This is a genomic window from Dactylosporangium sp. NBC_01737 (assembly GCF_035963215.1).
GTDB lineage: Bacteria > Actinomycetota > Actinomycetes > Mycobacteriales > Micromonosporaceae > Dactylosporangium.
In genome coordinates, this window is record NZ_CP109153.1 from 12285678 (window position 1) to 12308472 (window position 22795).

Below are 22795 nucleotides of genomic sequence, written 5' to 3' on the forward strand. Positions count from 1 at the left end.
GGCAGCAGGGCCGATGGTCACACCTTCGTGGGCCCGATGGCCCCGCTCAGGGCCGGCGAGGTCGTCGGGGCACGTTCCAGCGCGTGTTTGACGTCGCGGAGGAAGACGACGGCGTCGCGGCCGTTGACGACGCGGTGGTCGTACGCGAGGCCCAACGAGAACCAGGTGCGCGTCACGACAGTGCCGCCGGCACCGGCGACGGCGTCGCGGTGGGTGCCGGACAACGCGAGCATGCAGGTGGTGCCGGGCGGAATGATCGGCTGGGTGAGCAGCACGTCGGTGTAGTTGGTCAGTGAGAGGCCGATGTTTGCGCCGGTGAGCTCGTCGGCGCGGAAGGCACCGTGCCGTGCCTTGCCGGAGAACGCCGCCAGGACGTCACCGACCTGTGCGTGCGTCAACTCGCCGGCGTGCCGCACGACCGGCAGGTACAGCCCCGCGCCGGTGTCGACGGTGACGGCGACGTGGGCACCGTCGGGCACGAGGACCGTCGCGTCGTCCTGGTAGGCGCCGAAGCACAGCGGATACCGGTCGCGGAGCCCTGCCACGGCCTTGACGAGCAGCTCGACCACGCCGACCGGTCGCTGTCCGGCCGCCTGCAGCTCCCTGCGCAGCGCGGCCACCCGGGTGGCGTCGACGCGGATCGCCGTGTACGCCGCGGGGATCGACATGTGGGACCGGGTGACGACGTCGGCGACGGCGCGCTGCTGCCTGGACAGCGGATGGCTGGTGCCGGCGGGGGCGTGCGCGTCGGTGAGGAGCGCCAGCACGTCGCTGCGCCTGATCACCGTCCTGCCGAGGCCGCTCAGGCGGGCGGGGTCCACACCCGCCTGCTCGATCAGCGCACGGGCCGGCGCGGTCACGATCAGCCCGGGATCGCTGGCCGCGGCGCCGGTCGCGGCGCCGGTCGCGGCGCCGGTCGCGTTGTCACGCGGCGGCGCGGCGAGGAACACCGTCCGTTCGGCGTCGGACTCGAAGAGGTACGCGACGAGGTCACCGGGTGTGCATTCCGCCGGGGCGTCGACGGTGCGGTGCAGGATGCCATCGGCCGGGGCGATCAGGTCCTCGGCGGTCTTGGACGTCTCCACGAGCGCCACGGCCGTGCCCTCGGTGACAGGGTCGCCGTCCGCGCAGTACCACTCGAAGAGCGTGTAGGCGACATCGTTGCTGTTGAGTTTCGGCAGGCGGATCTCACGCACCGACGGCCTCCTTGATCTGGTCGTGGATCGTCGTGTCCTGCAGCAGCACCCGCCGCTCGAGGTGCACGGCGGCGGGGATGACACTGTCCAGCGAGGTCAGCCGCAGCACCGGCCGGCGCAGCCGTCCCCAGGCACGCTCATGCAGGTCCGCGGCGACCTCGTCGCCCCACGTGCCGCCCGGGGTGCTTTCCTCCGCGACCGTGACCTGCTCCGCCCCGGCGGCGAGGTCCAGCAACGGTGCCACGTCGAACGGATGCAGCTGAAAGGGCACGACGACCTGGCAGGCCAGCTCCGAGACCCGCTCGGTCCGGGCCGGCGCCGCCGTCATCGCCCGCTCCACGTCGCGAGCGGCCGCTGCTGCACATCGGTGACCACGGCGTCGATCCGGTCCCGTGCTGCGCGGTCCGACGCCGCGAACTGCTCCGGGAAACGGTCCTCGTAGCCGGTGCACCAGTCACGGGCACGGGCGGCTGCCACGGCCTCGGCGGGCCGCGCGTCGTCGCCTTTGCTGTGCGGGCCGAGCCGCGTGGTGCGGAACTCCACGACAAGCGGCATGGGCAGGTCACGGACCCGGCTGACGGCGGTGCGCAACTGCGCCCGGATCGTGTTGACGTCCGTGGTGTCGACGAGCTGGTGCTCCACCCTGAAGGCGGCGGCCCGCCCGGCGATGCTGCCCGCCAAGTGCATCGGCGTCGGCGTCGACTGCGCGATCCCGTTGTGTTCCACCAGGATGAGCAACGGCAGCCGCCACAGGGCCGCCATGTTGAGCGCCTCGTACACCGCACCCTCACCCCACGTGCCGTCACCCATGAAGACGGCGACGAGCGCGTGGCGACCGGACAGCCTGTGCTGCAGCGCGATCCCGGCGGCGATCGGCAGCGTCTGGCCCTGCACCCCGCTGGACAGGAACCCCTCCCGGTAGAGGTGCTGGCTGCCGCCGACGCCGTTGCAGATCGCACCGGCCCGGCCCATGATCTCGGCCAGCAGACCGGCTGGATCGTCGAACCTGGCCAGGTAGTGGCCGTGTCCGCGATGGTTGCTGACGATGCAGTCGTCGGCCTCGAGCAGTGGGCGCAGCGCGACCGGCACGTACTCCTGGCCGAGGCAGGTGTGGGTGGTGCCGTCGAGCCGGCCGGCGTCGAACAACTGCAGCAGCCGCGTCTCGAAGTGCCTGATGACCAGCAGTGTGGTGAGGTCCTCGTCCGCCAAGCGGGTCAACCCGCTGTCCTGACGCACGGGCGTGTCTGCGGTCAGCGTCATGTCGGTCCAATCAGGATCGGAAGGTGCCGGACCGACGCTATGGCTGTCGGTCGACGCCGCCGAGAGCCGAAGGTCCCGGCCCGGCAGGGACCTTCGGCGTGGGGTTCACCACCGCCCCGGGCTCATGACCGGGTGGTGCCGTAGTAGGCGGTCCGCATGATCTCGCGGAGGTCCTCGAGCATGGGCATCCTCGGGTTCGCCGGGGCGCACTGGTCGAGGTAGGCGTTCATCGCCTGCTGCGGCAGCGCGTCGAGGAACGTCTGCTCGTCGACGCCGGCGGCCTGGAACGACGGCTCGATGCCGACCTCTGCGCGCAGCCGCTCCACGGCGGCGGCGTAGGACTCGACGCCCTCCTCCGGCGTGCGGGCCGGCAGCCCGAGCGCCTGCGCGATCTGCTGGAACCGTTCGGGGGCGACGTACCGCTCGTACTTCGGCCACGCGGTCAGCTTCGCCGGCACCTGGCCGTTGTGCCGGATCACGTGCGGCAGCAGGATCGCGTTGGTGCGCCCGTGCGCGATGTGGAACGTCGCGCCGAGGGTGTGCGCCAGGGCGTGCACCATGCCGAGGAACGCGTTGCCGAAGGCCATGCCGGCGATCGTTCCGGCGTTGTGCATCTTCTCCCGCGCGACGGGGTCGCTGCGGCCGTGGTGGACGGCGGCGGGCAGGTGCTCGAAGATCAGTTTGATCGCGTGCAGGGCCAGGCCGTCGGTGTAGTCGTTGGCGTACACGGAGACGAACGCCTCGGTGGCGTGGGTCAGGGCGTCGAAGCCGCTGTCCGCGGTGACGTTCGGCGGCAGGTCGGCGGTCAGGACCGGGTCGATGATCGCGACGCTCGGGGTGAGCGCGTAGTCGGCGAGCGGGTACTTCATGCCGGTCTTGGTGTCGGTGATGACGGCGAACGGGGTGATCTCCGCGCCGGTACCGGACGTCGTCGGGATGCAGACGAGGCGGGCGAGCCGGCCCAGGGTCGGGAACGTGAAGGCCCGCTTGCGGATGTCGAAGAACTTCTCCCGCATGTCGGTGAACTCCACGCCCGGATTCTCGTACAGCAGCCACATCACCTTGGCCGCGTCCATCGGCGAGCCCCCGCCCAACGCGATGATCGTGTCGGGCCGGAACGAGCGCATGAGCTCCGCGCCGCGTTCCACTGTCGCCATCGTCGGCTCCGGCTCGACGTTGTCGAGGATCTGCACGGTGACCGGGTTGACGCTGCCGCGCAGGACGCCGCGGATGCGGTCGACGTAGCCGAGCCGGGTCATCGTCGCGTCGGTGACGACGGTGACGCGGTGCACGTCGGGCATGTCGGAGAGGTACCGGATGGCGTTAGGCTCGAAATAGACCTTCGGCGGGATCTTGAACCATTGCAGGTTGTTGGTACGACGCCCGATCCGCTTGATGTTGAGCAGGTTGACCGCGGACACGTTGCCGGACACCGAGTTGCGGCCGTAGCTGCCGCAGCCGAGCGTCAGCGACGGCAGGAAGGCGTTGTAGACGTCGCCGATGCCGCCCTGCGAGGAGGGCGAGTTCCAGATGATCCGGACCGCCTTGACCCGCTGGCCGTAGGCCTCCGCGGTCGCTGCGTCGGCGGTGTGGATGACCGCGCTGTGCCCGAGCCCGTCGAGCTCGACCATCTGCTCGGCGAGGCGGAACCCCTCCTCCTGCGAGCCTGCCCGCAGCATGGCGAGGACCGGGCACAGCTTCTCCCGGGTCAGCGGCTCGTGCGGGCCGACGCCGTCGACGGGCACCAGGATGACCGACGTGCCGGCGGGGACCTCGAAGCCGGCACCGGCCGCGATCCAGGCCGCGGAGCGGCCCACCACGTCCGGGTTGAGCTTCGCGCCGGCGCAGTTGCTGCCCGCCACGGCGCCGAAGATGAACTGCTCCAGCAGCTGCTTCTCGTGCGGGGTCGCCACGTGGGCGTGCAGCCGCTCGAACTGGGCCACGGCCTGCTCGGCGATGGCCTCGTCGAGGATGACGGCCTGCTCGGACGCGCAGATCATGCCGTGGTCGAAGGTCTTGGAGACCACGATGTCGTGCACCGCCCGCACCACGTCGGCGCTGCGCTCGATGTACGCGGGGACGTTGCCGGGCCCCACACCGAGCGCCGGCTTGCCGGCCGAGTAGGCGGCGCGGACCATCCCAGCGCCGCCGGTGGCGAGGATGACGGCCACCCCGGGATGCTGCATGAGCGTCTGCGTCGCCTCGATCGACGGCGCCTCGACCCACTGCACGCAGTCGCGTGGGGCGCCGGCGGCGATCGCGGCGTCGCGGACGACCCGCGCGGCCTCGGCGCTGCACCGCTGCGCGGCCGGGTGGAACGCGAACACCACCGGGTTGCGGGTCTTCAGCGCGATCAATGCCTTGAAGATCGTGGTCGACGTCGGGTTGGTCACCGGCGTGACAGCGCACACGACGCCGACCGGCTCGGCGATCTCGACGATGCCGTTGATCTCGTCGCGCGAGACGATCCCGACGGTGCGCAGCCCGGCGAGGCTGTGCGCGATGTGCTCGGAGGCGAAGACGTTCTTGACCGCCTTGTCCTCGAACACGCCGCGGCCGGTCTCCTCGATCGCCAGCTCGGCGAGGCGGCCGTGCTGGCTGAGCGCCGCGACGGAGGCCTTCTTCACGATGTGGTCGATCTGCTCCTGGCTCAACGCGGCGTAGGCGTCCAGCGCCTTCAGTCCCTTGGTCACCAGACGGTCGACCGCCGGTACTGTGCCTTCGACGGGCACGTCGAACTGTTCGGCGATCGACGGAGCGAGGGTCCCGGCCACCGTCATCACATCCTTCAACTCCGTGGGCGGCACGGACCGGTCCGGTCCACGTCTTCATCCTTTGACGGTCCCGGCATCGGGCACAGTGCCCGAAGGCCCGGCAACGAATGACCAAGGTCCCGCATCGGCGCTCGCGCGGCGACGGCAACCAATGCTGCGGCGATGCCGTATACCCAGCCCCAGACGTCCTCCGTGTCGCGAAGTCGACGTGCGGCACCCGCAGCAACGTTGCCAGCGCCGCTCGGGGAGCTGAGTCGTGCCGCACAGCGCGCCGGCAAGCGTGCGGTGCCCCACCGCTCGGACCGCGGTAGCCAGGTCTGAGGCCGACCGCGCCCTCGGCCGGGATCGGCGATGTGCCGATCGGTCCGCTGGAGAACAGCCACACCGCCGCGATCAGCGCCGCACCGTGCCGGCCTGCGAACTGTACGAACTGGCCGCAGCCAGCGCCCGGCATAGCCGGCGCTGCGCAGGACGACGACGCGGCAGGCGTTGAGGGCCGTCACGTCGTCGATAGCGGCGGTGTGCGTCCAGCCCGCACTCAGCGAGGGTCGCGCCGAGGTCGGCGGCGATCTTCGTCGTCGAGCCGTGCCTGCTGGCCGCGGTGGCAAGGATGACGCATGATGGCTGTCGTCGGGGCTTGCCGATTCAGCCGACGACGGCCGGACGCGGGATCGCCTGCCGTTGGGTCCGGACGACAGCGACCGGACACACCGCATTGCGGACCAAGGTCTCTGGCACCGCGCCGAAGCCGATGCGCGGCTCCCCGGCGCGTTCCCTGGCTCCCACGACGACGAGTGAAGCGTCCGCGGCCGCGTCGAGAAGGCGCGCCGCGGGGTCGACCCCGTGCAAGACGTCCAGCGCGACAGGAACGTCGGCGAACGCCGCGCGCCAGCTGGCCAGAGCCTGGCTGAGCTGCAGCCGCGCGTCGGCATCCTCGTGCGGGTCCTCGGTGCGGCCGGCGGGCTTGCTGATGTAGCACACCCGGATACTGGTGCCGCGGCGCTGGGCCGCCTCGAAGGCGTAGGAGATCGCCGTCGGCGAAGGCGCTGCCGCGTCGAGTCCCAGCACGACCGGACGTCGCAGCGCGTCCTCGCCCACGGTACCCACGACGACCACGGGGCACGACGCGTATGCCATCACATGCGACGCCACCGTGCCGATGTGCACGCGCTGAAACCCATCCCCGGCCGGGGCCCGGCCGTGACCGTGCCTGCCGAGCACGATGAGGTCGGCCGAGCGGGAGACTCGGACCAGCGCGGCACCTGGCGCCCGCTGCACAATCGTGCTCTGCACGTCAACGCCCGGACTCGCCTGGAGCAGTTCGGCGCGGGCCATGTCGAGCAGCCGGATCGCCTCTGCCTCACAGTCGGCGGTCAGATCGGGCGGCAGCAGGGTGGCGTACGCAACCCGGTCGAGGAGCGAATGCACCAGCCGGACCAGGCCGCCGCCCACGGCCGCTTCCACGACGGCGAAGCGGGCCGCCGCCCAGGAATCCACGGAACCGTCGAACCCCGCGACGATCCTGATCCGTGATGACATGTCGTCCTCCGTCAGATCGGAACAGCAGAAACCCTGGTCGTCGGTGGCCGGTCAGGCGTCGAAGGTGTGGCTGAGCCGGGTTGTCGTGTCGTCGAAGCCCCAGGTGAGGGCGTCGTCGGTGACGCCGACGACACCGTCGAGCCCTCGGATCAGCCGGACCACGATCTGGGCGCTGCTGCGCCGATCGATCCTCCCGGTGAGGGTGACGTGCCCGTCCGCGACGGTGACGTCGACCTCAATCGGGTCGATCCACATGATCCCGCGAAGGACGGACTCGATGACGTCGCCGCGGATGGCGTCGTCGGTGCGCAGGTACCGGCGCAGCAGGTCCCGCCGCGAGACGATGCCGACCAGGTTGCCAGCGTCGTCCACGACAGGGAGCCGCTTCACATTGCGGTGCTCCAGGAGCTTGGCCGCGTCGGTGAGGGTCGCCGTCGCCTTCACCGTGACCGCTGGGGCCGTCATCAGCGCTGCGGCCGTCTCACCGGACGCCTTCTCCTTCGCCAAGCGCAAGCGCCGACGTTCGAAGAGCCTGGCGTGGACCTCGGCGCCGTTGAACTCGACCTTGTGCAGCAGGTCCGCCTCGGACACCACGCCGAGCACGCGGCGGCGGTCGTCGACGACCGGCGCGGCGCTGACCCCGAACTCGATGAGGAGGTCGACGATCTGCTTGTACCCGAGATCGGGTGCGACCGTGACCACGCCGGTGCTCATCACATCACGTACCAACAGCGAGCTCATCGACCTGCTCCCTTCCATGGGGCATTCGGCTTGCCTTTCACCCTGGCCCCGAGACCGAAGCGGCGCACGGGCCGAAAGTCCCTGATCCCGGGCACACGACCCGTCGGCCAGATTTCTCTCAGCTTCCCGAGCTGCAGATATGCGCAACTGCTCGTCAGCAGGTCGTGGGCCACACGATCGGGGAAAGAGGTGGAGGAGCATGTCCGTGCCGCTGTATCAGGCGAAGGCCGAACTGTTCCGCACGCTGGGCCATCCAGTCCGTATCCGGGTACTGGAGCTCCTGCAGGACGGGCCGAAGCCGGTGCGCGACCTGCTGGCCGACATCGGCATCGAGGCACCGGGGCATATCACAGCAGCTTGCGGTGCTCCGGCCACCGACAACGAAGCGATGCTGTGGTTGCTGGAGCGACTCAACCAGGGGCAGGAGCCGCGAAGCGACGCTGCGCGCGCCCGGTATTTCCCGGCCGGGACCTGGGCACCCAGGCTCGCCCGGTTCGAGGCCGCCGGAATGATCGTCCGGGATTCGGACGGTCAGGTCGGGCCGACGGAGGCGGGCACCCGGCTGGTCCGTCGCCGGTTGTACGACGACGTCGACGGCCCGGCGAAGCTGCCGTTCGACGTGAGGGTCGGCCCGATGGCCTCCGGCAGCGCAGTCATGGGCGACGGCCGGATCTGGCAGCAACTCGCCGCCCAAGGCGTACGCAACATCACGGCGGTGGAGATGGAAGCCGCGACAATCGCCACGATCGCCCACCGCCGCGCCATTCCCTGGCTGGTCGTCAAGGGAGTGATGGACCACGCTGGAATGGGTAAGGACGACCGGTACAAGACCTTGGCTGCCCGCTGCGCGGCCGAGGTGTTGTACGCGCTGCTGGAGCAGGCGCGGCCGGCCCCACAGGTCGCGGACAACCATGCACCGTCAACAGGACCGTCGGCAGCGGTCCGGCCCAACGTACTCCGATCGGTACCGGCCGCTGTCACCGCTGCCGTCGTCCTTGCGGCAGCAGCCGCGATTCCGGTGACACTGGACCAGTTTCGGGACAGAGGCGCTCAAGGCAGCGAGGTCTACTACCCGTTCGATCTTTCATTGACGGGCGGGTTTGCATATGACATCGATGTAGATCCCGACGAATCACCGCTGAAGAACTTCGGCACCGCTGAGAACGAACCCGCCGACCTTGATCGGGACCTGTACCGGAGTGGGCTCGACACCGAGCTCGTGAATTGGATGATGTACGTGCCCGAGATGACCCGTCGGCGGGTCAAGTCCGAAATGCTCGCGACGCTGCCGTCGACAGAAACCATGTCGCAATGCCGCGGCCTCACCGTTTTCCCGACGGCCGCGATCGAAGGTAGGCATGCAGAAGTGGGAACAAGTTCTGCGTCCGAACCGGAAAAGGCCGGCGGGCGGTGCTTACGCTGATACAGCTGCCCAGCAAGCAGGACGCCTCCGTCAAAGTGCAGGTCACTCTGCTCCGCTGAGCGCAGGTTCGACGCGTGCCGGCTGGGACAGACGAAGCCTTCCGAGATCCCTGAACGGCGTCAGCGCTGGCGCGGCCGATCACCACTGCGGCAACGACACGAAACCGGGCTGCGGCAACAGGCTCTTTGACGTTCCGAAGACGACGTTCATGAACTCGCCCGCAGTGTCCTTGATGTCGTCGCAACTGGCCGCTCCAGGCGCAAGGTCCATCATGACCACCGCGGTTATAGTCGCGCCGACCGGGCGGCCCGCAGTACCAGGTGCCCCGGCCACACACCGGCGATGCGGACACTCGCCGTGACCTCGGCAGTGTCCCGCAACTCCTCAAGGATTGGTGCCGTCTCGCGCTCGGCGTGCAGGTATGCGGTCCAGACCTGCAGACGATGCCGGGCAGATGGAAGGCGATGACTGCAGTATCGATCGCGGTGCCAGCAGGGCCATGCTGACAACTCCTGATGTCGGTTGAGGTCGGCGCCCGTCACTGCGAATGGGCCAGAGTCCTGATTAGTCAGGACTTACGTGCCCGAATCGAACAATCGCCACGCGCGCTCGCCGTCCGATACCCGATCAACGGCTGGGTCAGACCGTGACCGGACTCAACTCGTAGCCGGTGACCAGGTCACAGTCGATGCCGATCACACAGTTCATCGGCTCGTCGACCCAGGGACGCAGCAACTGCTCGTACCGTGCCTGCAGGGCGGCGTCGAGGATCAGCCTCGCGGCGCCGGTGACGACCACCGTCCAACCCGTCTGGGCCTCCAGGTCGAACGTGTCGGCCTCGTATGCCACCACGACCGCGCCGCTCTGGGTGGCCGCGGACGCCAGCGCCCCGCCCAGGTTGCTGCGGATGACGATGGTGTTGCCGTCGACGAGGTGATTCACAGGCCTGATCGCCGGCAGCGCTCGCATGCTGAACACCACCCGGCCGACCGGCACGGAGGCCAGCAGTTCCAGACAGCGGTCGCGGCCCAATGGTCGCATCGACGCCATCGTTCCCCCTTTTCAATGCGGTGAACTCTGCTCCGGCGGACCGGTCCCGGGCCAGGGCACGACGGCCTGTGTCGGCAGGACCTTTTCCTCTGATACCGGCAACCACCCGGCGACCGTTCCGCAGGGGTCCTTGGTACGCCGAGACCGGTGCCGTTCGGCCCTGCTGCCGTCCTGCAGTCTGCGCGGCGCTCCGTTCAACGAGCGTGGCGCGACTTCCGGTGACCTGTCGGATCTGGTGGACGGAGACGGTGTTAGTCCTACGCGGGCCGACCGAGGTGGCCCTTCAGCGCACTGCGGGCGCGGTCGGCGCCAGCGCCATACCTCGCAAGGTCCGCAGCAACGCGATCACGGCCGCGGCGAGCACGACGCCGACCGGAATCACGACTAACCAACCAGGTTCGTGACCGCGCAGGTGCGCTACCAGCGGCGTGACCATGATCGGTACGCAGGTCAACGCGAGGAAGACCAGCTGGCCGGGCGCTGTGGCATACCCGAGCGGATGCCGGCGCAGCAACAGGACCCCGGTAGTGGCGACGCCGGGCAGGAACACCGCCAGGTCGAGCACGTGCACCGGGTTCGTCGGCACCTTCCAGTCGCTCGCGCTGCGCGACATACCACCCGCAAGCAGGTCTGCGACAATCTCGCGGAGCCAGAGCGCGGCGAACAACGTGGCGACGACGATGAGCAGCCACCCGACCACCGGCATCCGTCGACCCGCGTACCGTGCCTCGATCGCGGCGACGCGCAGACTCGACGTCCCCCCGACGACCGCAAACGTCGACAGTCCGAGCACCGCGAGCCACAGCAGGAACAGCGGACCGAAGTGCACGGAGAACGCATAGATCGCGTAGTTGTACACAGCGAACCAGAGGCATCCCAACCAGACAAGGTATGCGCCCGGTGACCCGCGCACCGCTGCCGTCCCGAGCAGGACGAGCAGCGGTGCGAGCAGCACCAGATTCACTGCATCTTGAGCCATCGCCGCGTCGGCCAGGACGGCGGTCTCCCCGCCGTAGATCAGGTCCCCGGCCAGCAGCCCGGCGATGCCGCCCGCTGCGGCAAGAGCGGCGGCGGAATGCGACAGCAGGCACCAGCGCCTCGGTAACCGGACAGACAGCCCCTGCCCCAGACGACCGCCCGGCACCGGGCGCGAACGAACCGGCTCCCCAACGGCAGACAGCGCGCGCCGGCCTTCCCGTTGCCGGCGGCGCCGCTGTGCCGCAGCCATCAGGCGGGATCGCCGACCCACGGGGCGCCGCGGTAAGACCATGACTGACTGCTCCTCAGAGGTAGACAGGTGCCGTTCCAACCCTGACCGATACCGCAGGCGTGCGGCAGGGCCAAAGTCACTCGCAGGGGCGCCGACCGGCCCGTCGTCGTCCCAGGCGCGGTAGGTTTGACCAAACACGGAAATGTCAGACTGATGTGCTATTAGCACCTTCTCAGCTGTTTTGCCGCTATGGCCGGGGGGAACTGCTGGGTCACCGATCGAGTTGCTGGTGCCGGAGAACGTTCACCACGCCCGTCCCGGGCACCGACAGCGGTACCTCAACGACGCCCGTCCGCGGCCGATGGGCGCCGGGGCACCCCCTGGGCGGACGACGCGAAGACGGCAGCCACTTCCCCGCCGAGATCTCACTGTCATCGATTGACACTGCCAACGGGCCGCTGGTGGTCGCCGCAGTGCGAGATGCCAGTGACCGCATCCGCGCCGAGGCAAAGTTTCGCGGCCTGCTCGAGGCCGCCCCCGATGCCATCATCGGCGTCATCACCGACGGCGCCATCGCGCTCGCCAACTCCCAGGTCGAGCGGCTGTTCGGCTATCAACGCGATGAACTGCTCGGTCAACCCATCGAGATCCTCGTTCCCGAACGGGCCCGCGCAGTACACCTGGCGCATCGTACGGGCTACTTCAGCCAGCCCCAGCCCCGGCCGATGGGCGCGGGCATGCAACTGGCCGCCCGGCGTAAGGACGGCAGCGAGTTCCCCGCGGAGATCAGCTTGTCCGCGCTGGACACTGAGGACGGCCCGATGGTCTCAGCCGCCATCCGGGACATCTCCGACCGGCTGGAGGCCCAGGCCGAACGCGAGCGGCTCAAAGCCGCCGCCGAGCGGGAGCGGCTCGAATCGCAGCTGCATCAGTCCCAGCGCCTGGAAAGTCTGGGTCAGCCCGCCGGTGGGGTGGCGCTGAGATCCAGTCCAGCCCCGGTGCGAGAACGGCGTTCAGCGCATATCTCCCGGCCACCGACCAGCAACCTGTTCAGGTGGAAGAGACCACCTCCACCACAGCCTACAGCCACGGCGGAGAGACGGTCCTCGTCGTCGAGGATGAGGCCGCACTCCGGGAAGTCATCCGCCGTATCCTCACCCAAAACGGCTACCACGTCCTGACCGCGGACAGCGGACCGGAAGCGCTCAAGCTCGCCGAACACAGCGGTCAGGCCATCCACCTGCTCCTCACCGACGTCATCATGCCGCACATGCTCGACAAGGAACTCGCCACGACGCTCTGCGACCGGTACCCCGACATCCGGGTGCTGTACATGTCCGGCTACGCCCAACCAGCGCTCGCCTCCCAAGGAACGCTCGACCCCGGCGTCATGCTCGTGGAGAAGGCGTTCTCCGAGGGCACTCTGCTCGATCGCATCCGGGCCGCACGCAGCACGGTCTGACTGAACCGCCTGACCCTGCATGCCGAGATCCGCAGCGACCGTCACGCACCCGAGCGCCACGCGCCTGACGACGGCTGCGCCCGCCGACCCAGCTCCCACGCGCTGAAGCAGCCGCACTGATCCTCGGCGTGGTGAGCCACCGTGTGCAACGGCAGGGGCCCAACGGCACGACATCATGAGTCCAATGCCTCCTGCCCACCGGACGTCGCAGCGACGACGCTGAATGCTGGCCATTCCGGCGCCCGACATTCAGGAGGCGGTCCATGGTGACGCGACGCATCATCGTGGGGTATGACGGTTCCGCGGCCGCCAACGCCGCCATGACCGCCGGGCCGCTGCTGATCCCCGACGCCCACGCGTGGGTCGCCCATCTATGGCAGCCGCCGTTCGCCGACGGCCAACTGCGCAAGCGCCTGTGGAGCGACCCCGGTCTCCTTGACGCGTTCGTCGACGCCGTCCGGCGGGAGGGTGCGTGGCGTGCCGATCAGCTGGCCACGACCGGAGTGACGCTCGCCCGGGCAGCCGGCTGGGACGCCGAGACGCTGGTCCAACCGGTGGACGGTGCGCGGGGCTACGGGCTGGCACAGCTCGCTCAGGCGATGGATCCGGATGTGGTGCTGGTCGGCACTCGTGGCCTCAGCAGTGTCCCCACCGTCACGGCGGTGCTCGGCGGTGTCTCCGGCGCACTTGTGCGCCACAGCCCGAAACCGGTCCTGATCCTGCCGTATCCGCTGTTCAGGTGTGAGCACGCTGCCCTGCAGGCCGGCCCGGTGGTGGTCGGTTGGGACGGATCACCCGGTTCGGAGGCCGCGCTCGTGGCGGCGAACCGGCTCCTGCCAGATCGGGACCTGCTGCTGGCATCGGTGCGCCGAGGCGGGGTCGAGCATGCCACCGCCGGTCTCTCCCCGGGCGGCGGCCGGAGCGTGGTCCCGGTGCGGGTCCGGCCCGGTCACGGGCCCCACGGCCGGACGGTTGCCGAGGCGCTCGCCGGATGCGCCCGGGACAATGCGGCGGCGCTGCTGGTCGTCGGTTCGAGGGGACGTTCGACCGCCCGGGAGATCCTGCTCGGCAGCGTCGCGATGGCCGCCCTGCACCACGCCCACCGCCCGGTCCTGATCGTGCCCCAGGAGGTCCCTGGGCGGGCGGAACACATGTCGCTAAAGGCTGGAGGTGACCGGCGATGACCCTGCGACCGGACGACGAAACCACCGGTACCTGGCTCGGTGCAGCGGTAGCCGCACCGTCGATCCACAACACCCAGCCCTGGCACTTCAACGTCCACGACGGTGGCATCGATGTGCGCGTCGACCCCGCCCGCAGGCTGCGGGTCATCGACCGCGACCACCGCTCGATGCTGCTCAGCGTCGGGGCCTGCGTCTTCAACCTTCGCCTCGCCATCGCGCTGGACGGGCGGCTGCCGGTGTTGCGGCCGTTCCCCGCCGACGGCCTGACCGTCGCCAGGGTCGAACCCGGTCGCCCCGGCAGACCGGGGCCCGGCCTGCAAATGCTCGGCACGGCACTGTTCCGGCGGCACACGAACCGCGGACCCTTCGCGCGGGCCGTCGTCCCGGCCCGCATTCTCGATGAGTTGCGGGCCGCGGCTGCCGCAGAGGGCGCCGAGCTGACAGCACTGGACCGGGTACGACGCGACGCACTGCTGGCACTCATGGCGACGGCGGACGCGGCACAGCGCCGCGACCCGGCCTACCGGCGCGAGCTTGCGACCTGGACGGCCGCAGACCCCTACCGCCTCGACGGGATACCCGCGGAGCTCATCGGTCCACGCGACGAGGAAGGCCGGCTGCCGTTACGCGACTTCGGCCTGGTGTCGGCCCGGCCCGACCGTCCCGCCGGACGGTTCGAGCCGCATCCGCAGCTGGTCGTGTTGAGCAGCCGCGCCGACAACCGTGCTGCGCGGGTGCGGGCGGGTCAGGCGATGCAACGGGTCCTGCTCACCGCCACGGTGCGGGGCCTGTCCGCCCAGCCGATGACCCAGGTGCTGGAGATCCCGCGGCTGCGACGGGCGATCGCCGACCCGGCGGATCCGTGGTTCCCGCAGATGATCCTGCGAATCGGCTACGGCATGCCCGTGCCGGGGAGCCCGCGAAGGGACTGGTCGGAGATGACGACGGTGTGAGCGCCTCCTCAGGCCACCGGCCGGCCGGTGGCCTCTTCGTCGACGGCTTTGGGCTGCACGTGGGCGTCGGGCCCGGGGAAGACGAGCGCCTCGTGTCCGTTGTCGAGCCACCGGACCGTGTACGGCGGCGTGTGGTCGCTGTGGTTGACCTCGGTGATGACACCGACCCGCCGGCCGTCGCCCACCCGGTTACCCTCGACGATAAGCCTGTCTCCGACATTCGCCTGCATGGCTGTTCCTCCTGCACTCGTTGCCCGCCGGTGGTCACCGCCGGGGCCTGGTGTTTCGTCAAATCGTGCGCAGGTGGCAGGGCCCGTACAAAGCCGCCCGCCCGGTCGTTGGACCGGATGGCTCTCGTGGTTGTCAGCCCGGTGTCAGACGTCGTGCTGCCGGTCGTCCGGATGCACCACTGCGACCGGGCACTCGCTGCGATGGGCCAACGCGTACGCCGCCGAGCCCAGAAGCACCCCGTGCAGGTCGCTGCGACGGTGTGAGCCGACGATGACGAGACCGGCGGACGCCGACGCTTCAACGAGGGTCCGGGCCACATCGAGGGTGTGCTCGACGTCCGCCAGGACTTTGACGGTCGGGAACTGCGCGGACCAGCCCGCGAGGACCTCGGCGAGGGCACGCTGCGCCTCCTCCCGTCCGGCCTCGAAGTCGTCGACGAACGGCCGGAACGGGTCGCCGTGTGGGTGATGGCGCAGCGTGGTCCAGCCGAACAGCGCTCGTAGTGGCACCGCCCGCAGCGCTGCCTCACGGAACGCGAAGCTCAGCACCGTGTCCGCCGGTTGCAACGCGTCGACTGCGGCGAGCACCTCCCCGCCTGGTTCGGGCACGCCGCGGACGATCATGACGGGGCAGCGGGCGTGGGACGCGACCTGTGAACTGGTGGATCCGAGCAGCAGGCCTGCGAACCCACCGAGGCCGCGGCTGCCGACCACCAGAAGACATGCCTCGGCCGAGATGCCGAGCAGCGTGATCGCCGGCGGCCCGTACCTGACCTGGGTGTCGACCAGCAGACCGGGTCGTTGTTCGGACGCGACGCCGGCGGCGTCACTGAGCACACGCCTCGGGTCCGGCGGCTGCCGGACCGGCGGGATGGGAACCCCCGCCAAAGCCGGATCCGCGCGGTCGACGACGTGGACGATCCGCAGCGGCCTGTGCCGTTCCGCTGCCTCGGCTGCGGCGACGACGACGGCTCCCATGCCGCCGACCGCACCGTCGACACCGACGACCACGGGCAGGTTCGTGTTCGCCATCACAAGCCTCCTCTGCTGTCTCCCATCATCAGCCTTGCCCGGTCGTGGCCGTTCCAGCAGGGCCGAAGGTCCCGGACCGGCCGGTTCGGGTCTGCCGGCGCAGGACGGCAAGGTCAGGTCCTTCGATCCGCCCCGGCGGGTCCAATGCCCTGCCTGCCACCGACCGCGGCGTGCTCTGCTGGAACAGGAGGAGAAGGAGGGCAATCATGCTGACCACCAGACTGCGCGCCACCCCGCTCATGTCGTTCGATCTCAACGGCCCGTCCTGGTTCCCGTTCACGGAGCCGGCGATCCGGATCGAGGACGACCTCGACGAGGACCGCTACACGGTGCGGGCGGAACTGCCGGGCATCGACCCCGCCAAGGACGTCGACATCACCTACGCCGACGGGACGCTGCGTCTGGCCGTCACCCGGATGGAGTCCCAGCGGGACAAGGGGCACTCCGAGTTCCGGTACGGCACGTTCCACCGCGCGATCCCGCTGCCCCCCGGCGCCAAGGACGAGACGCTGTCCGCGGTGTACAAGGACGGCATCCTCGAGATCACCGTCGCGGTCGGCGAGGCGCACCCCGTCGGCCGGCACATCCCGGTCGCCGTCGACACCGGCAAGCCCGTGAAGAAGACCAGCTGAGCGAACCCGCCCGGGCCCCGGCACCTGACCGGGGCCCGAACCGTGCCGTGCCGTAGTAGCGGCGCAGCGCTTCCCCCAGCGCCGTCGGGCCGCTTGGCCGTGTCTGGCGGGACCTTTGCCCTGACCGTCTGCGCCCGTCCGGCGGGATGGTGGAGATGAGGCCTCCGGGTCCGGACGGCGCTCGCGGCACGACGGAGGAGGTCGACGGCGATGGCCGAGGTGGAGCTCAACCATGTGAGCAAGCTGTTCGGTGCGGTACCGGCAGTCGACGACGTGTCGCTCCGCGTGCTCGACGGTGAGTTTCTCGTCCTGGTCGGACCGTCCGGTTGCGGCAAGTCCACGATCCTGCGCATCATCGCCGGCCTGGAGGAGGAGACCTCCGGGACGGTGTCGATCGGTGGTGCAGTGGTCAACGGCCTGCCGCCGAAGCTCCGCGACATCGCGATGGTGTTCCAGAACTACGCCCTCTACCCGCACATGAGCGTCGCAGAGAACCTCGGGTTCGCGCTGCGGTTGCGCAAGGTGCCGCGGGAGGACCGCGACCGCCTCGTCCTGGAGACGTCGCGGATGCTGGAGTTGGACGAGTTCCTCGACCGCAAGCCCAAGGCGCTGTCCGGCGGCCAGCGGCAGCGGGTCGCCATGGGCCGGGCGATCGTGCGCCATCCCCGGGTGTTCCTGATGGACGAGCCGCTGTCCAATCTCGACGCGAAGCTGCGGGTGTCCATGCGGGCCGAACTGCGCCGGCTGCACGGCCAGCACGCGAGCACCACCGTCTACGTGACCCACGACCAGATCGAGGCGATGACGCTCGGCGACCGGATCGCCGTTGTCGACCACGGCCGACTGCAGCAGATCGGCACGCCGCACGAACTGTACGAACGACCGGCGAACGTCTTCGTCGCCGGGTTCATCGGCTCCCCCAGCATGAACTTCACGCCCGCGCGGCTGCTGCCGGGCACTCCGCGGGTGCTCGCCGCCGGGCCGCTGCGCTGGCCGGTCGACGGCGACCTGGCGCACCGGCAGCCAGACCTCGCCGACGCCGGCGCAGGTGGCGCCGTCACACTCGGGCTGCGACCCGACGCCTTCGTCTGGCCGGCACCGACCGGCATGCCGAGCATCGAGGTGACCGCCGCCGGCGTGGAGGCGCTCGGGCATGAGAGCCACGTGCTGTTCACCCCGCCGGACGGCATGCCCGCATTCGACCCCGTCGACCCGCGCGGCGGCGAGGTGGCGCCGCTGTGGAATGCCAAGATCCGTGGACGGTGTGACATCCGGGTCGGCGACAGCGTCGTGCTCGGCGTCGACCTCGCCGGAGCGCACTTCTTCGACTCGACCTTCGGTGTCTCGCTCCGACCGGCGACCGGTGACCTGCCGGCCGGTGATCCGCTGCCGGCGCTGGCATCGTGACCAGGGACGGAGGACGGTCATGGGAACGCCACAACGGCCGGCGCGGCAAGCGCCGGCCGACCGGATCGGGGTCGGGTTCGCGGGTACGCCGGGTGGCCGCGCCGCGCTGGCTTGGGCGGTCGAGGAAACAGCCGCACGCAGCGCGACGCTGACGATCTGCCACGCCGGCAACGACGGGCACCCACACGTCGCCGCGACCGATCTCGTCGACCTCGAACTGCGCCGACCGGTGCTGGCGCGACAGCTCCGCGCCGCGCGGCAACGCCTCCACAGCCGCTCGTTCGTCGAGCTTCCGGCCGGTGACACGGCGGAAGCGCTGCTTGACCTTTCCCGGCGGGTGGACCTGCTCGTCGTCGGCGGCCACGACGGCGGCGATCCGCTGCACCACGCGGTGCCCACACGGCTCGCCGCACAGGCGTCATGCCCGGTCGTCGTCGTGCGCCCGGCGGTCGGACGTGGCCCGTTCGCCGGTCACGTCGTCGTCGGCGCCGACGGGTCCACCGCGGCCGCGGCCGCGCTGCGCGCCGGGTTCGCCCACGCTGAGCTGCACCACGTGCCGCTGGTCGTGGTCGAGGTCGACGGCCGCCGTCCCGGCGGCGACTTCTGGTTCGACGACCGCTTCCTCGAGACGCACTTCGCCACGGTGCCAGCATCGCTGGAAACACTGGCCGAGCAGGTCGAGCCACTGCTCACACGGCACCCCTCAGTCGCCGTGAAACGCGCGGTGTACGGCGGTGAACCGGTGACGGGGCTGCGCCGAGCCGCGGCGGGCGCCCGGCTGCTGGTCCTCGGGCGGCACGGCCGCAGGCTGCCCGCGGTGCTCCGGCTGGGCTCGGTGAGCAGAGCATTCGCCGAGCACGCCGACGGTGTCGTGGAGATCGTTCCCGACGACACCGCATGAGACCGGCTGACACCGCCTGCCCGCTCGACGCGCTCGCGCCGGAGTTCCTCGCAGGGCTCCGGCGCGCCGGTACATGATCAGCGTGGATGCTCGTCAAGGACCTCACGCAACCGGGCGGCGAACTTCAGCGACTCGCCGTGCTCGCGCTGCCAGATGTTCCGGCCGAAGATGAGGCCGGTGGCACCCGCCTGCATCGACTGCCTGGCCTTGTCGAGCATCGCCTCGTCGCCGGCCTTCTCGCCGCCGGAGATGAGCACGAGGGTCCGGTTGGCGGACCTGACCACGCCGTCGATCGCCTCCTGACTGGTGAAGGTGCCCTCGTAGGGCTTCTTGACCCCGTCGCGCTTCTCCGGGTGCGGGAAGTTGACCTTCACGATGTCCGCGCCGAGCTCGCTGGCGACCCGCGCGGCGTAGTCGACGGCGTAGAAGGAGTCCTTGCCGCCCTTCGCCTCGATCGCCGCACCCCGGGGGTAGGCCCACACGATGAGCGGCATCCCGAGACGCTGGGCGGCGCGCCGGACGCTCAGGTACTGCTCCAGGTCGCGGTCCTGCGCGGGGGTGCCGACGTACAGCGTGTAGCCGACGGCGTCCGCGCCGAGCCGGACCGCCTCCTCGACCTGCGCGTTCAACGGCGACAGCGCCGCCTCGTCGGACGGGATGTCGGTCTTGCCGTTGAGCTTGAGGATGAGCGGGACCTCCCCGGCGTACTCCCAGTAGAACTTCTCCGCCAGGCCGATCTGCACGGCGATGCCGTTGAACCCGCCCTCAACGGCCAGCCGCAGGATGTAGGACGGTGAGCCGGCCGAGGGGTTGGCGAAGAAGTCGCGGGGGCCGTGTTCCAGCCCCTGGTCGTAGGGCAGGAACAGCGCGGTGCCGTTGCGCGAGCCGTGCTGGTACAGGATCCGGTGCAGGCGCGCCTTCTTGCCCGTGCTCAGCCCCAGGTCACGTAGTGCGGTAGTCATGTCGGACTCCTTTCAGTCCGTGGTTCCGGCGGCCCGGGACCGGGCCGCCACGAGTACACCGGCCAGCGTCCAGACCGCCAGGACACCGAGATGGGTCCAGGCGACGCCGCCGCCGTCCGGTCCCAGGGCATCGAGCATCGCCCGGGACAGGTGCTTGAGGGGGAACACGTCCGCCGTGTACCGCAGAGCCGCCGGCAGCGGACCGCCGTTGCCGACGACGAACACGTCGGAGATGAAGCTCAGCGGCAGCAGCGTTCCCAGCGCGACCGCCGGCACGTACTGGCCGGCGCGCAGCGACGCCGCGAGTGCGAAGCCCAGGGCGGAGCAGCAGGCGACACCGGCGGTGAACGCGAGCACCGCGGCCGGCAGCCGTGCCGGATCGGGCCGGTAGCCGTTGGCGAGGGCGCCGGCCGCGACCAGCAGCACGGCGGTGCCGGCGGCGGTCACCGCGGCCGCGACGGCCCGGCCGGCGTAAAACGTCCACAGCGGAGCCGGGCTGCCGCGCAGCCGGTCCAGGACGCCGTGGTCACGCGCCTGCGCCACCGCCGCAGGCAGGTTGACATACGTCGCGACCGCGATCGAATAGGCGATCATCGACGGCACCATGAACTCGCCGAGCGGGACGCCCTCGAACCCGGCATCCGGGAACACCGCCGGGAACAGCAGCAGGAGCAGGACGGGGAACACCGCGGCGAAGAACACGGCCAGGGTGTCGCGCCGCATGGCGATGAACGCGGCCCGCGCCTGCACGCCGACCATCCGGGCCGGGCCCGGCTCGACGGGTCGCACGACGGCCGCCGTCAGACCGTACGCAGCCCCCGTAGCCGCGGCGACGCCGTGCCGTGCCTGCGGCGTATGGGCGCCGCGGCGTGGCTCCCAGCCGAACCACCGCACTGCCACCACCGCACCCGCGGCTCCCCAGGCCGCCATAACCGCCAGGTCGGCTGGCCGGAACCCGGATCCGGCGGCGGCCGGGTCGAACGTGGTGGCCACGGCGTCGGCGAAGTGCCGCAGCGGCAGGACGCGCCCCGCCCACGCCAGCGGTGCGGGCAGGTCGGCGCCGACGATGAAGACGTTGGAGACGAATGCCAGCGGGATGAGCAGGCCGTTGCTCAACGTCTGCGCCGCGAGCACGCTGCGGGTCAGCCCGACCAGCGCCAGGCCGAGCGCCGCGAAGCAGGCGACGCCCACGAGCAGCGCCACCACCGCTGCCGGCACCTTCCGCCACACGATCTGCACGTCGTAGGCCAGCACGCCGACCGCGACCAGCAGGGCCACGGACGACAGGGCCACCAGGACGGCGGCGCAGACCCGGGCGGCCAGCACGCTCCATGCCGGGACTGGGCTGCCCCGCAGCCGTTTGAGGACGCCGCCTTCGCGCAGGACAGCCAGGTCGATCGCCAGGACGCAGAAGACGGCCTCGACGGTGCCGAAGACCGCGAACGGCGCCACGAGGAACTGGCTGACCCGCACCGCACCGTCCTGGTCCACCGGCGCGTCCCCGACGATCGTGTTGACGATGAGGAAGAACGACAGCGGGAACGCGACGGTGAAGAACGCCGACATGGGGCTGCGGGTGAACGCGCGCAGCGCGTGGAGGGTCAGCGCGGCGGTCGTCCCCGCGCCGGAGCGGTCCCGGGAGGGGGCCAGTCGTGCCGGCGACAGTTCAGCTGTCGTCATCGTCGCCGCCGGTGAGCTTGAGATAGACGTCCTCGAGCGTGGGCCGGGTCAATGTCAGCTGCGGCAGCGCCACCCCGTGCTCGATCGCCCACCCGGTCACGGTGTGCGTGTCGCGCAGCGGGTCACGAGTGTGCACGACCACCGCCGCGTCGTGCCGCTGCACTCGTCCCGACAGCGTCGGCAGGTCACTCCATACCGTGCCTGCCGGCAGGGCGAAGCGCAGCACGTGCTCCGCAGCAGCGCCTCCGAGCTCGTCGGGCCGGCCCAGCGCCACCAGCCGTCCGGCCTTGATGACCGCGACCCGGTCCGCGAGGTGCTCGGCCTCGTCCATGTAGTGGGTGGTGAGCAGCACCGTCGTGCCGAGCTCGCGCAGCCGCCGGATGAGCGCCCACGCGTGGTGCCGTGCCGCAGGGTCGAACCCGGTCGTCGGCTCGTCGAGGAACAGCAGGTCCGGCGCGCCGATAATGCCGAGCGCGAGGTCGAGCCGGCGCCGCTGGCCGCCGGAGAGGACCTTCACCCGTGCGTCGCACTTGTCGGTCAGGCCGACGAGCTCGATGACCGCGTCGGTGTCGTGGACCCGCGGGTACAGTCTGCGTTGCAGGCCGACAAGCTCGCGCACGGTGAAGTCTTCCTCGAACCCGGCACTCTGCAACACGACACCGATGCGCCGGCGGTACGCGCGGCCACCGGTCTGCGGGTCGAAGCCGAGGACCCGGACGTCACCCGAGGTGCGGCGCCGGTGGCCGGTCAGGATCTCCACGGTGGTGGTCTTGCCCGCACCGTTGGGACCGAGCAACGCGAACAGCTCGCCCTCGGCGACGTCGAAACTGAGCCCGTCGACCGCTGCCAGGGCACCGTACTCGCGGCGGAGGTCCTGCACGACGATGGCGGCCATGACCCCACGCTGCACCTACCAGCATCGATGTCCCAGGGTCGGACGGCACAGTCGGGCAGGACCTTCTCCCCTGCCGTCAGCCGGGTAGGGCGGCAAAGGTAGGTGATGCGACACCCGCTGCACGGCGCAGGGGTCACGGCGAGCGGAACACCCGGGCGGCGGGTCGGGCCGCCAGGTTCACCATCACCAAGATGGTCACCGCACCGGGCTCCCCCTCGCGGCGGGTGTCGCTCTGCCGGCCGCACCGCAGACCGGGCGCGGCAC

Annotated in this window: 21 protein-coding genes and 2 pseudogenes; 9 read left to right on the forward strand and 14 right to left on the reverse strand. The window is 70.4% G+C overall.

The window, feature by feature from the left end:
* Positions 1-17: 17 nt before the first annotated feature.
* The 6 genes from OHA72_RS56640 to OHA72_RS56665 form a co-directional block, all read right to left on the reverse strand.
* Positions 18-1196: a 2-oxo acid dehydrogenase subunit E2 gene (locus OHA72_RS56640; RefSeq protein ID WP_327004387.1), complete on the reverse strand. Its 1179-nt coding sequence runs from the start codon at positions 1194-1196 to the stop codon at positions 18-20.
* Entirely contained in the window at positions 1189-1524 is a 336-nt protein-coding gene (locus OHA72_RS56645) for a transketolase C-terminal domain-containing protein (RefSeq protein ID WP_327004388.1), read from the reverse strand. The genes OHA72_RS56640 and OHA72_RS56645 overlap by 8 nt, the downstream gene beginning before the upstream one ends.
* Positions 1521-2456: a thiamine pyrophosphate-dependent dehydrogenase E1 component subunit alpha gene (locus tag OHA72_RS56650; RefSeq protein WP_327004389.1), complete on the reverse strand. Its 936-nt coding sequence runs from the start codon at positions 2454-2456 to the stop codon at positions 1521-1523. Before OHA72_RS56650 ends, OHA72_RS56645 begins: the two co-directional genes overlap by 4 nt.
* A gap of 122 nt (positions 2457-2578) precedes the next feature.
* On the reverse strand, positions 2579-5236 hold the full coding sequence (adhE, locus tag OHA72_RS56655; protein ID WP_327004390.1) for a bifunctional acetaldehyde-CoA/alcohol dehydrogenase: 2658 nt from the start codon (positions 5234-5236) through the stop codon (positions 2579-2581).
* A gap of 639 nt (positions 5237-5875) precedes the next feature.
* Positions 5876-6769: a universal stress protein gene (locus OHA72_RS56660; RefSeq protein WP_327004391.1), complete on the reverse strand. Its 894-nt coding sequence runs from the start codon at positions 6767-6769 to the stop codon at positions 5876-5878.
* A 51-nt stretch (positions 6770-6820) separates the two neighbouring features.
* A complete protein-coding gene (locus OHA72_RS56665) occupies positions 6821-7510 on the reverse strand; it encodes a CBS domain-containing protein (RefSeq protein WP_327004392.1) in 690 nt (229 codons plus the stop codon).
* 199 nt (positions 7511-7709) lie between these two features.
* Here OHA72_RS56665 and OHA72_RS56670 point away from each other — a divergent pair.
* Positions 7710-7881 (forward strand): annotated as a pseudogene (locus tag OHA72_RS56670) (ArsR/SmtB family transcription factor); the annotation flags it as partial.
* A gap of 284 nt (positions 7882-8165) precedes the next feature.
* Entirely contained in the window at positions 8166-8933 is a 768-nt protein-coding gene (locus OHA72_RS56675) for a phosphorylase family protein (RefSeq protein WP_327011863.1), read from the forward strand.
* A 138-nt stretch (positions 8934-9071) separates the two neighbouring features.
* On the opposite strand, the gene OHA72_RS56680 is transcribed toward OHA72_RS56675, so the two are convergent.
* From OHA72_RS56680 to OHA72_RS56690, 3 genes are all read right to left on the reverse strand, one after another.
* Positions 9072-9212, reverse strand: coding sequence for a hypothetical protein (locus OHA72_RS56680; RefSeq protein WP_327004393.1), 141 nt, complete (start codon positions 9210-9212; stop codon positions 9072-9074).
* A 360-nt stretch (positions 9213-9572) separates the two neighbouring features.
* A complete protein-coding gene (locus OHA72_RS56685) occupies positions 9573-9974 on the reverse strand; it encodes a pyridoxamine 5'-phosphate oxidase family protein (RefSeq protein WP_327004394.1) in 402 nt (133 codons plus the stop codon).
* Positions 9975-10266: 292 nt separating this feature from the next.
* On the reverse strand, positions 10267-11211 hold the full coding sequence (locus OHA72_RS56690) for a hypothetical protein (protein ID WP_327004395.1): 945 nt from the start codon (positions 11209-11211) through the stop codon (positions 10267-10269).
* A 455-nt stretch (positions 11212-11666) separates the two neighbouring features.
* Between OHA72_RS56690 and OHA72_RS56695 the strand changes: the two are divergent.
* From OHA72_RS56695 to OHA72_RS56710, 4 genes and pseudogenes are all read left to right on the forward strand, one after another.
* Positions 11667-12008 (forward strand): annotated as a pseudogene (locus OHA72_RS56695) (PAS domain S-box protein); the annotation flags it as partial.
* A 239-nt stretch (positions 12009-12247) separates the two neighbouring features.
* A complete protein-coding gene (locus OHA72_RS56700; protein WP_327004396.1) occupies positions 12248-12655 on the forward strand; it encodes a response regulator in 408 nt (135 codons plus the stop codon).
* Positions 12656-12918: 263 nt separating this feature from the next.
* A complete protein-coding gene (locus OHA72_RS56705; protein WP_327004397.1) occupies positions 12919-13839 on the forward strand; it encodes a universal stress protein in 921 nt (306 codons plus the stop codon).
* On the forward strand, positions 13836-14792 hold the full coding sequence (locus tag OHA72_RS56710; RefSeq protein ID WP_327004398.1) for an Acg family FMN-binding oxidoreductase: 957 nt from the start codon (positions 13836-13838) through the stop codon (positions 14790-14792). Before OHA72_RS56705 ends, OHA72_RS56710 begins: the two co-directional genes overlap by 4 nt.
* 8 nt (positions 14793-14800) lie before the next feature.
* On the opposite strand, the gene OHA72_RS56715 is transcribed toward OHA72_RS56710, so the two are convergent.
* Positions 14801-14977 carry a DUF1918 domain-containing protein gene (locus OHA72_RS56715; RefSeq protein WP_327004399.1) on the reverse strand — a complete coding sequence of 59 codons (177 nt, stop codon included), beginning with the start codon at positions 14975-14977 and terminating at the stop codon, positions 14801-14803.
* A gap of 189 nt (positions 14978-15166) precedes the next feature.
* Complete coding sequence (locus OHA72_RS56720) at positions 15167-16054, reverse strand: universal stress protein (RefSeq protein ID WP_327004400.1); 888 nt, start codon at positions 16052-16054, stop codon at positions 15167-15169.
* A 206-nt stretch (positions 16055-16260) separates the two neighbouring features.
* Here OHA72_RS56720 and OHA72_RS56725 point away from each other — a divergent pair, with 206 nt between their 5' ends.
* From OHA72_RS56725 to OHA72_RS56735, 3 genes are all read left to right on the forward strand, one after another.
* Positions 16261-16686: an Hsp20/alpha crystallin family protein gene (locus OHA72_RS56725; RefSeq protein ID WP_327004401.1), complete on the forward strand. Its 426-nt coding sequence runs from the start codon at positions 16261-16263 to the stop codon at positions 16684-16686.
* Positions 16687-16896: 210 nt separating this feature from the next.
* Positions 16897-18093, forward strand: coding sequence for an ABC transporter ATP-binding protein (locus tag OHA72_RS56730; RefSeq protein ID WP_327004402.1), 1197 nt, complete (start codon positions 16897-16899; stop codon positions 18091-18093).
* 19 nt (positions 18094-18112) lie between these two features.
* Positions 18113-18994 carry a universal stress protein gene (locus tag OHA72_RS56735; protein ID WP_327004403.1) on the forward strand — a complete coding sequence of 294 codons (882 nt, stop codon included), beginning with the start codon at positions 18113-18115 and terminating at the stop codon, positions 18992-18994.
* A 77-nt stretch (positions 18995-19071) separates the two neighbouring features.
* Here OHA72_RS56735 and OHA72_RS56740 read toward each other — a convergent pair whose 3' ends face one another.
* Genes OHA72_RS56740 through OHA72_RS56750 form a run of 3 tightly spaced genes read right to left on the reverse strand, consistent with a single transcriptional unit; the run spans position 19072 to position 22531 of the window.
* Entirely contained in the window at positions 19072-19956 is an 885-nt protein-coding gene (locus OHA72_RS56740) for a class I fructose-bisphosphate aldolase (RefSeq protein ID WP_327002187.1), read from the reverse strand.
* Between the two features lie 12 nt (positions 19957-19968).
* Positions 19969-21636 (reverse strand): ABC transporter permease, encoded by a 1668-nt coding sequence (locus tag OHA72_RS56745; protein WP_327004404.1) that lies wholly within the window; start codon positions 21634-21636, stop codon positions 19969-19971.
* Complete coding sequence (locus OHA72_RS56750) at positions 21623-22531, reverse strand: ABC transporter ATP-binding protein (RefSeq protein WP_327004405.1); 909 nt, start codon at positions 22529-22531, stop codon at positions 21623-21625. The genes OHA72_RS56745 and OHA72_RS56750 overlap by 14 nt, the downstream gene beginning before the upstream one ends.
* Positions 22532-22795 lie beyond the last annotated feature (264 nt).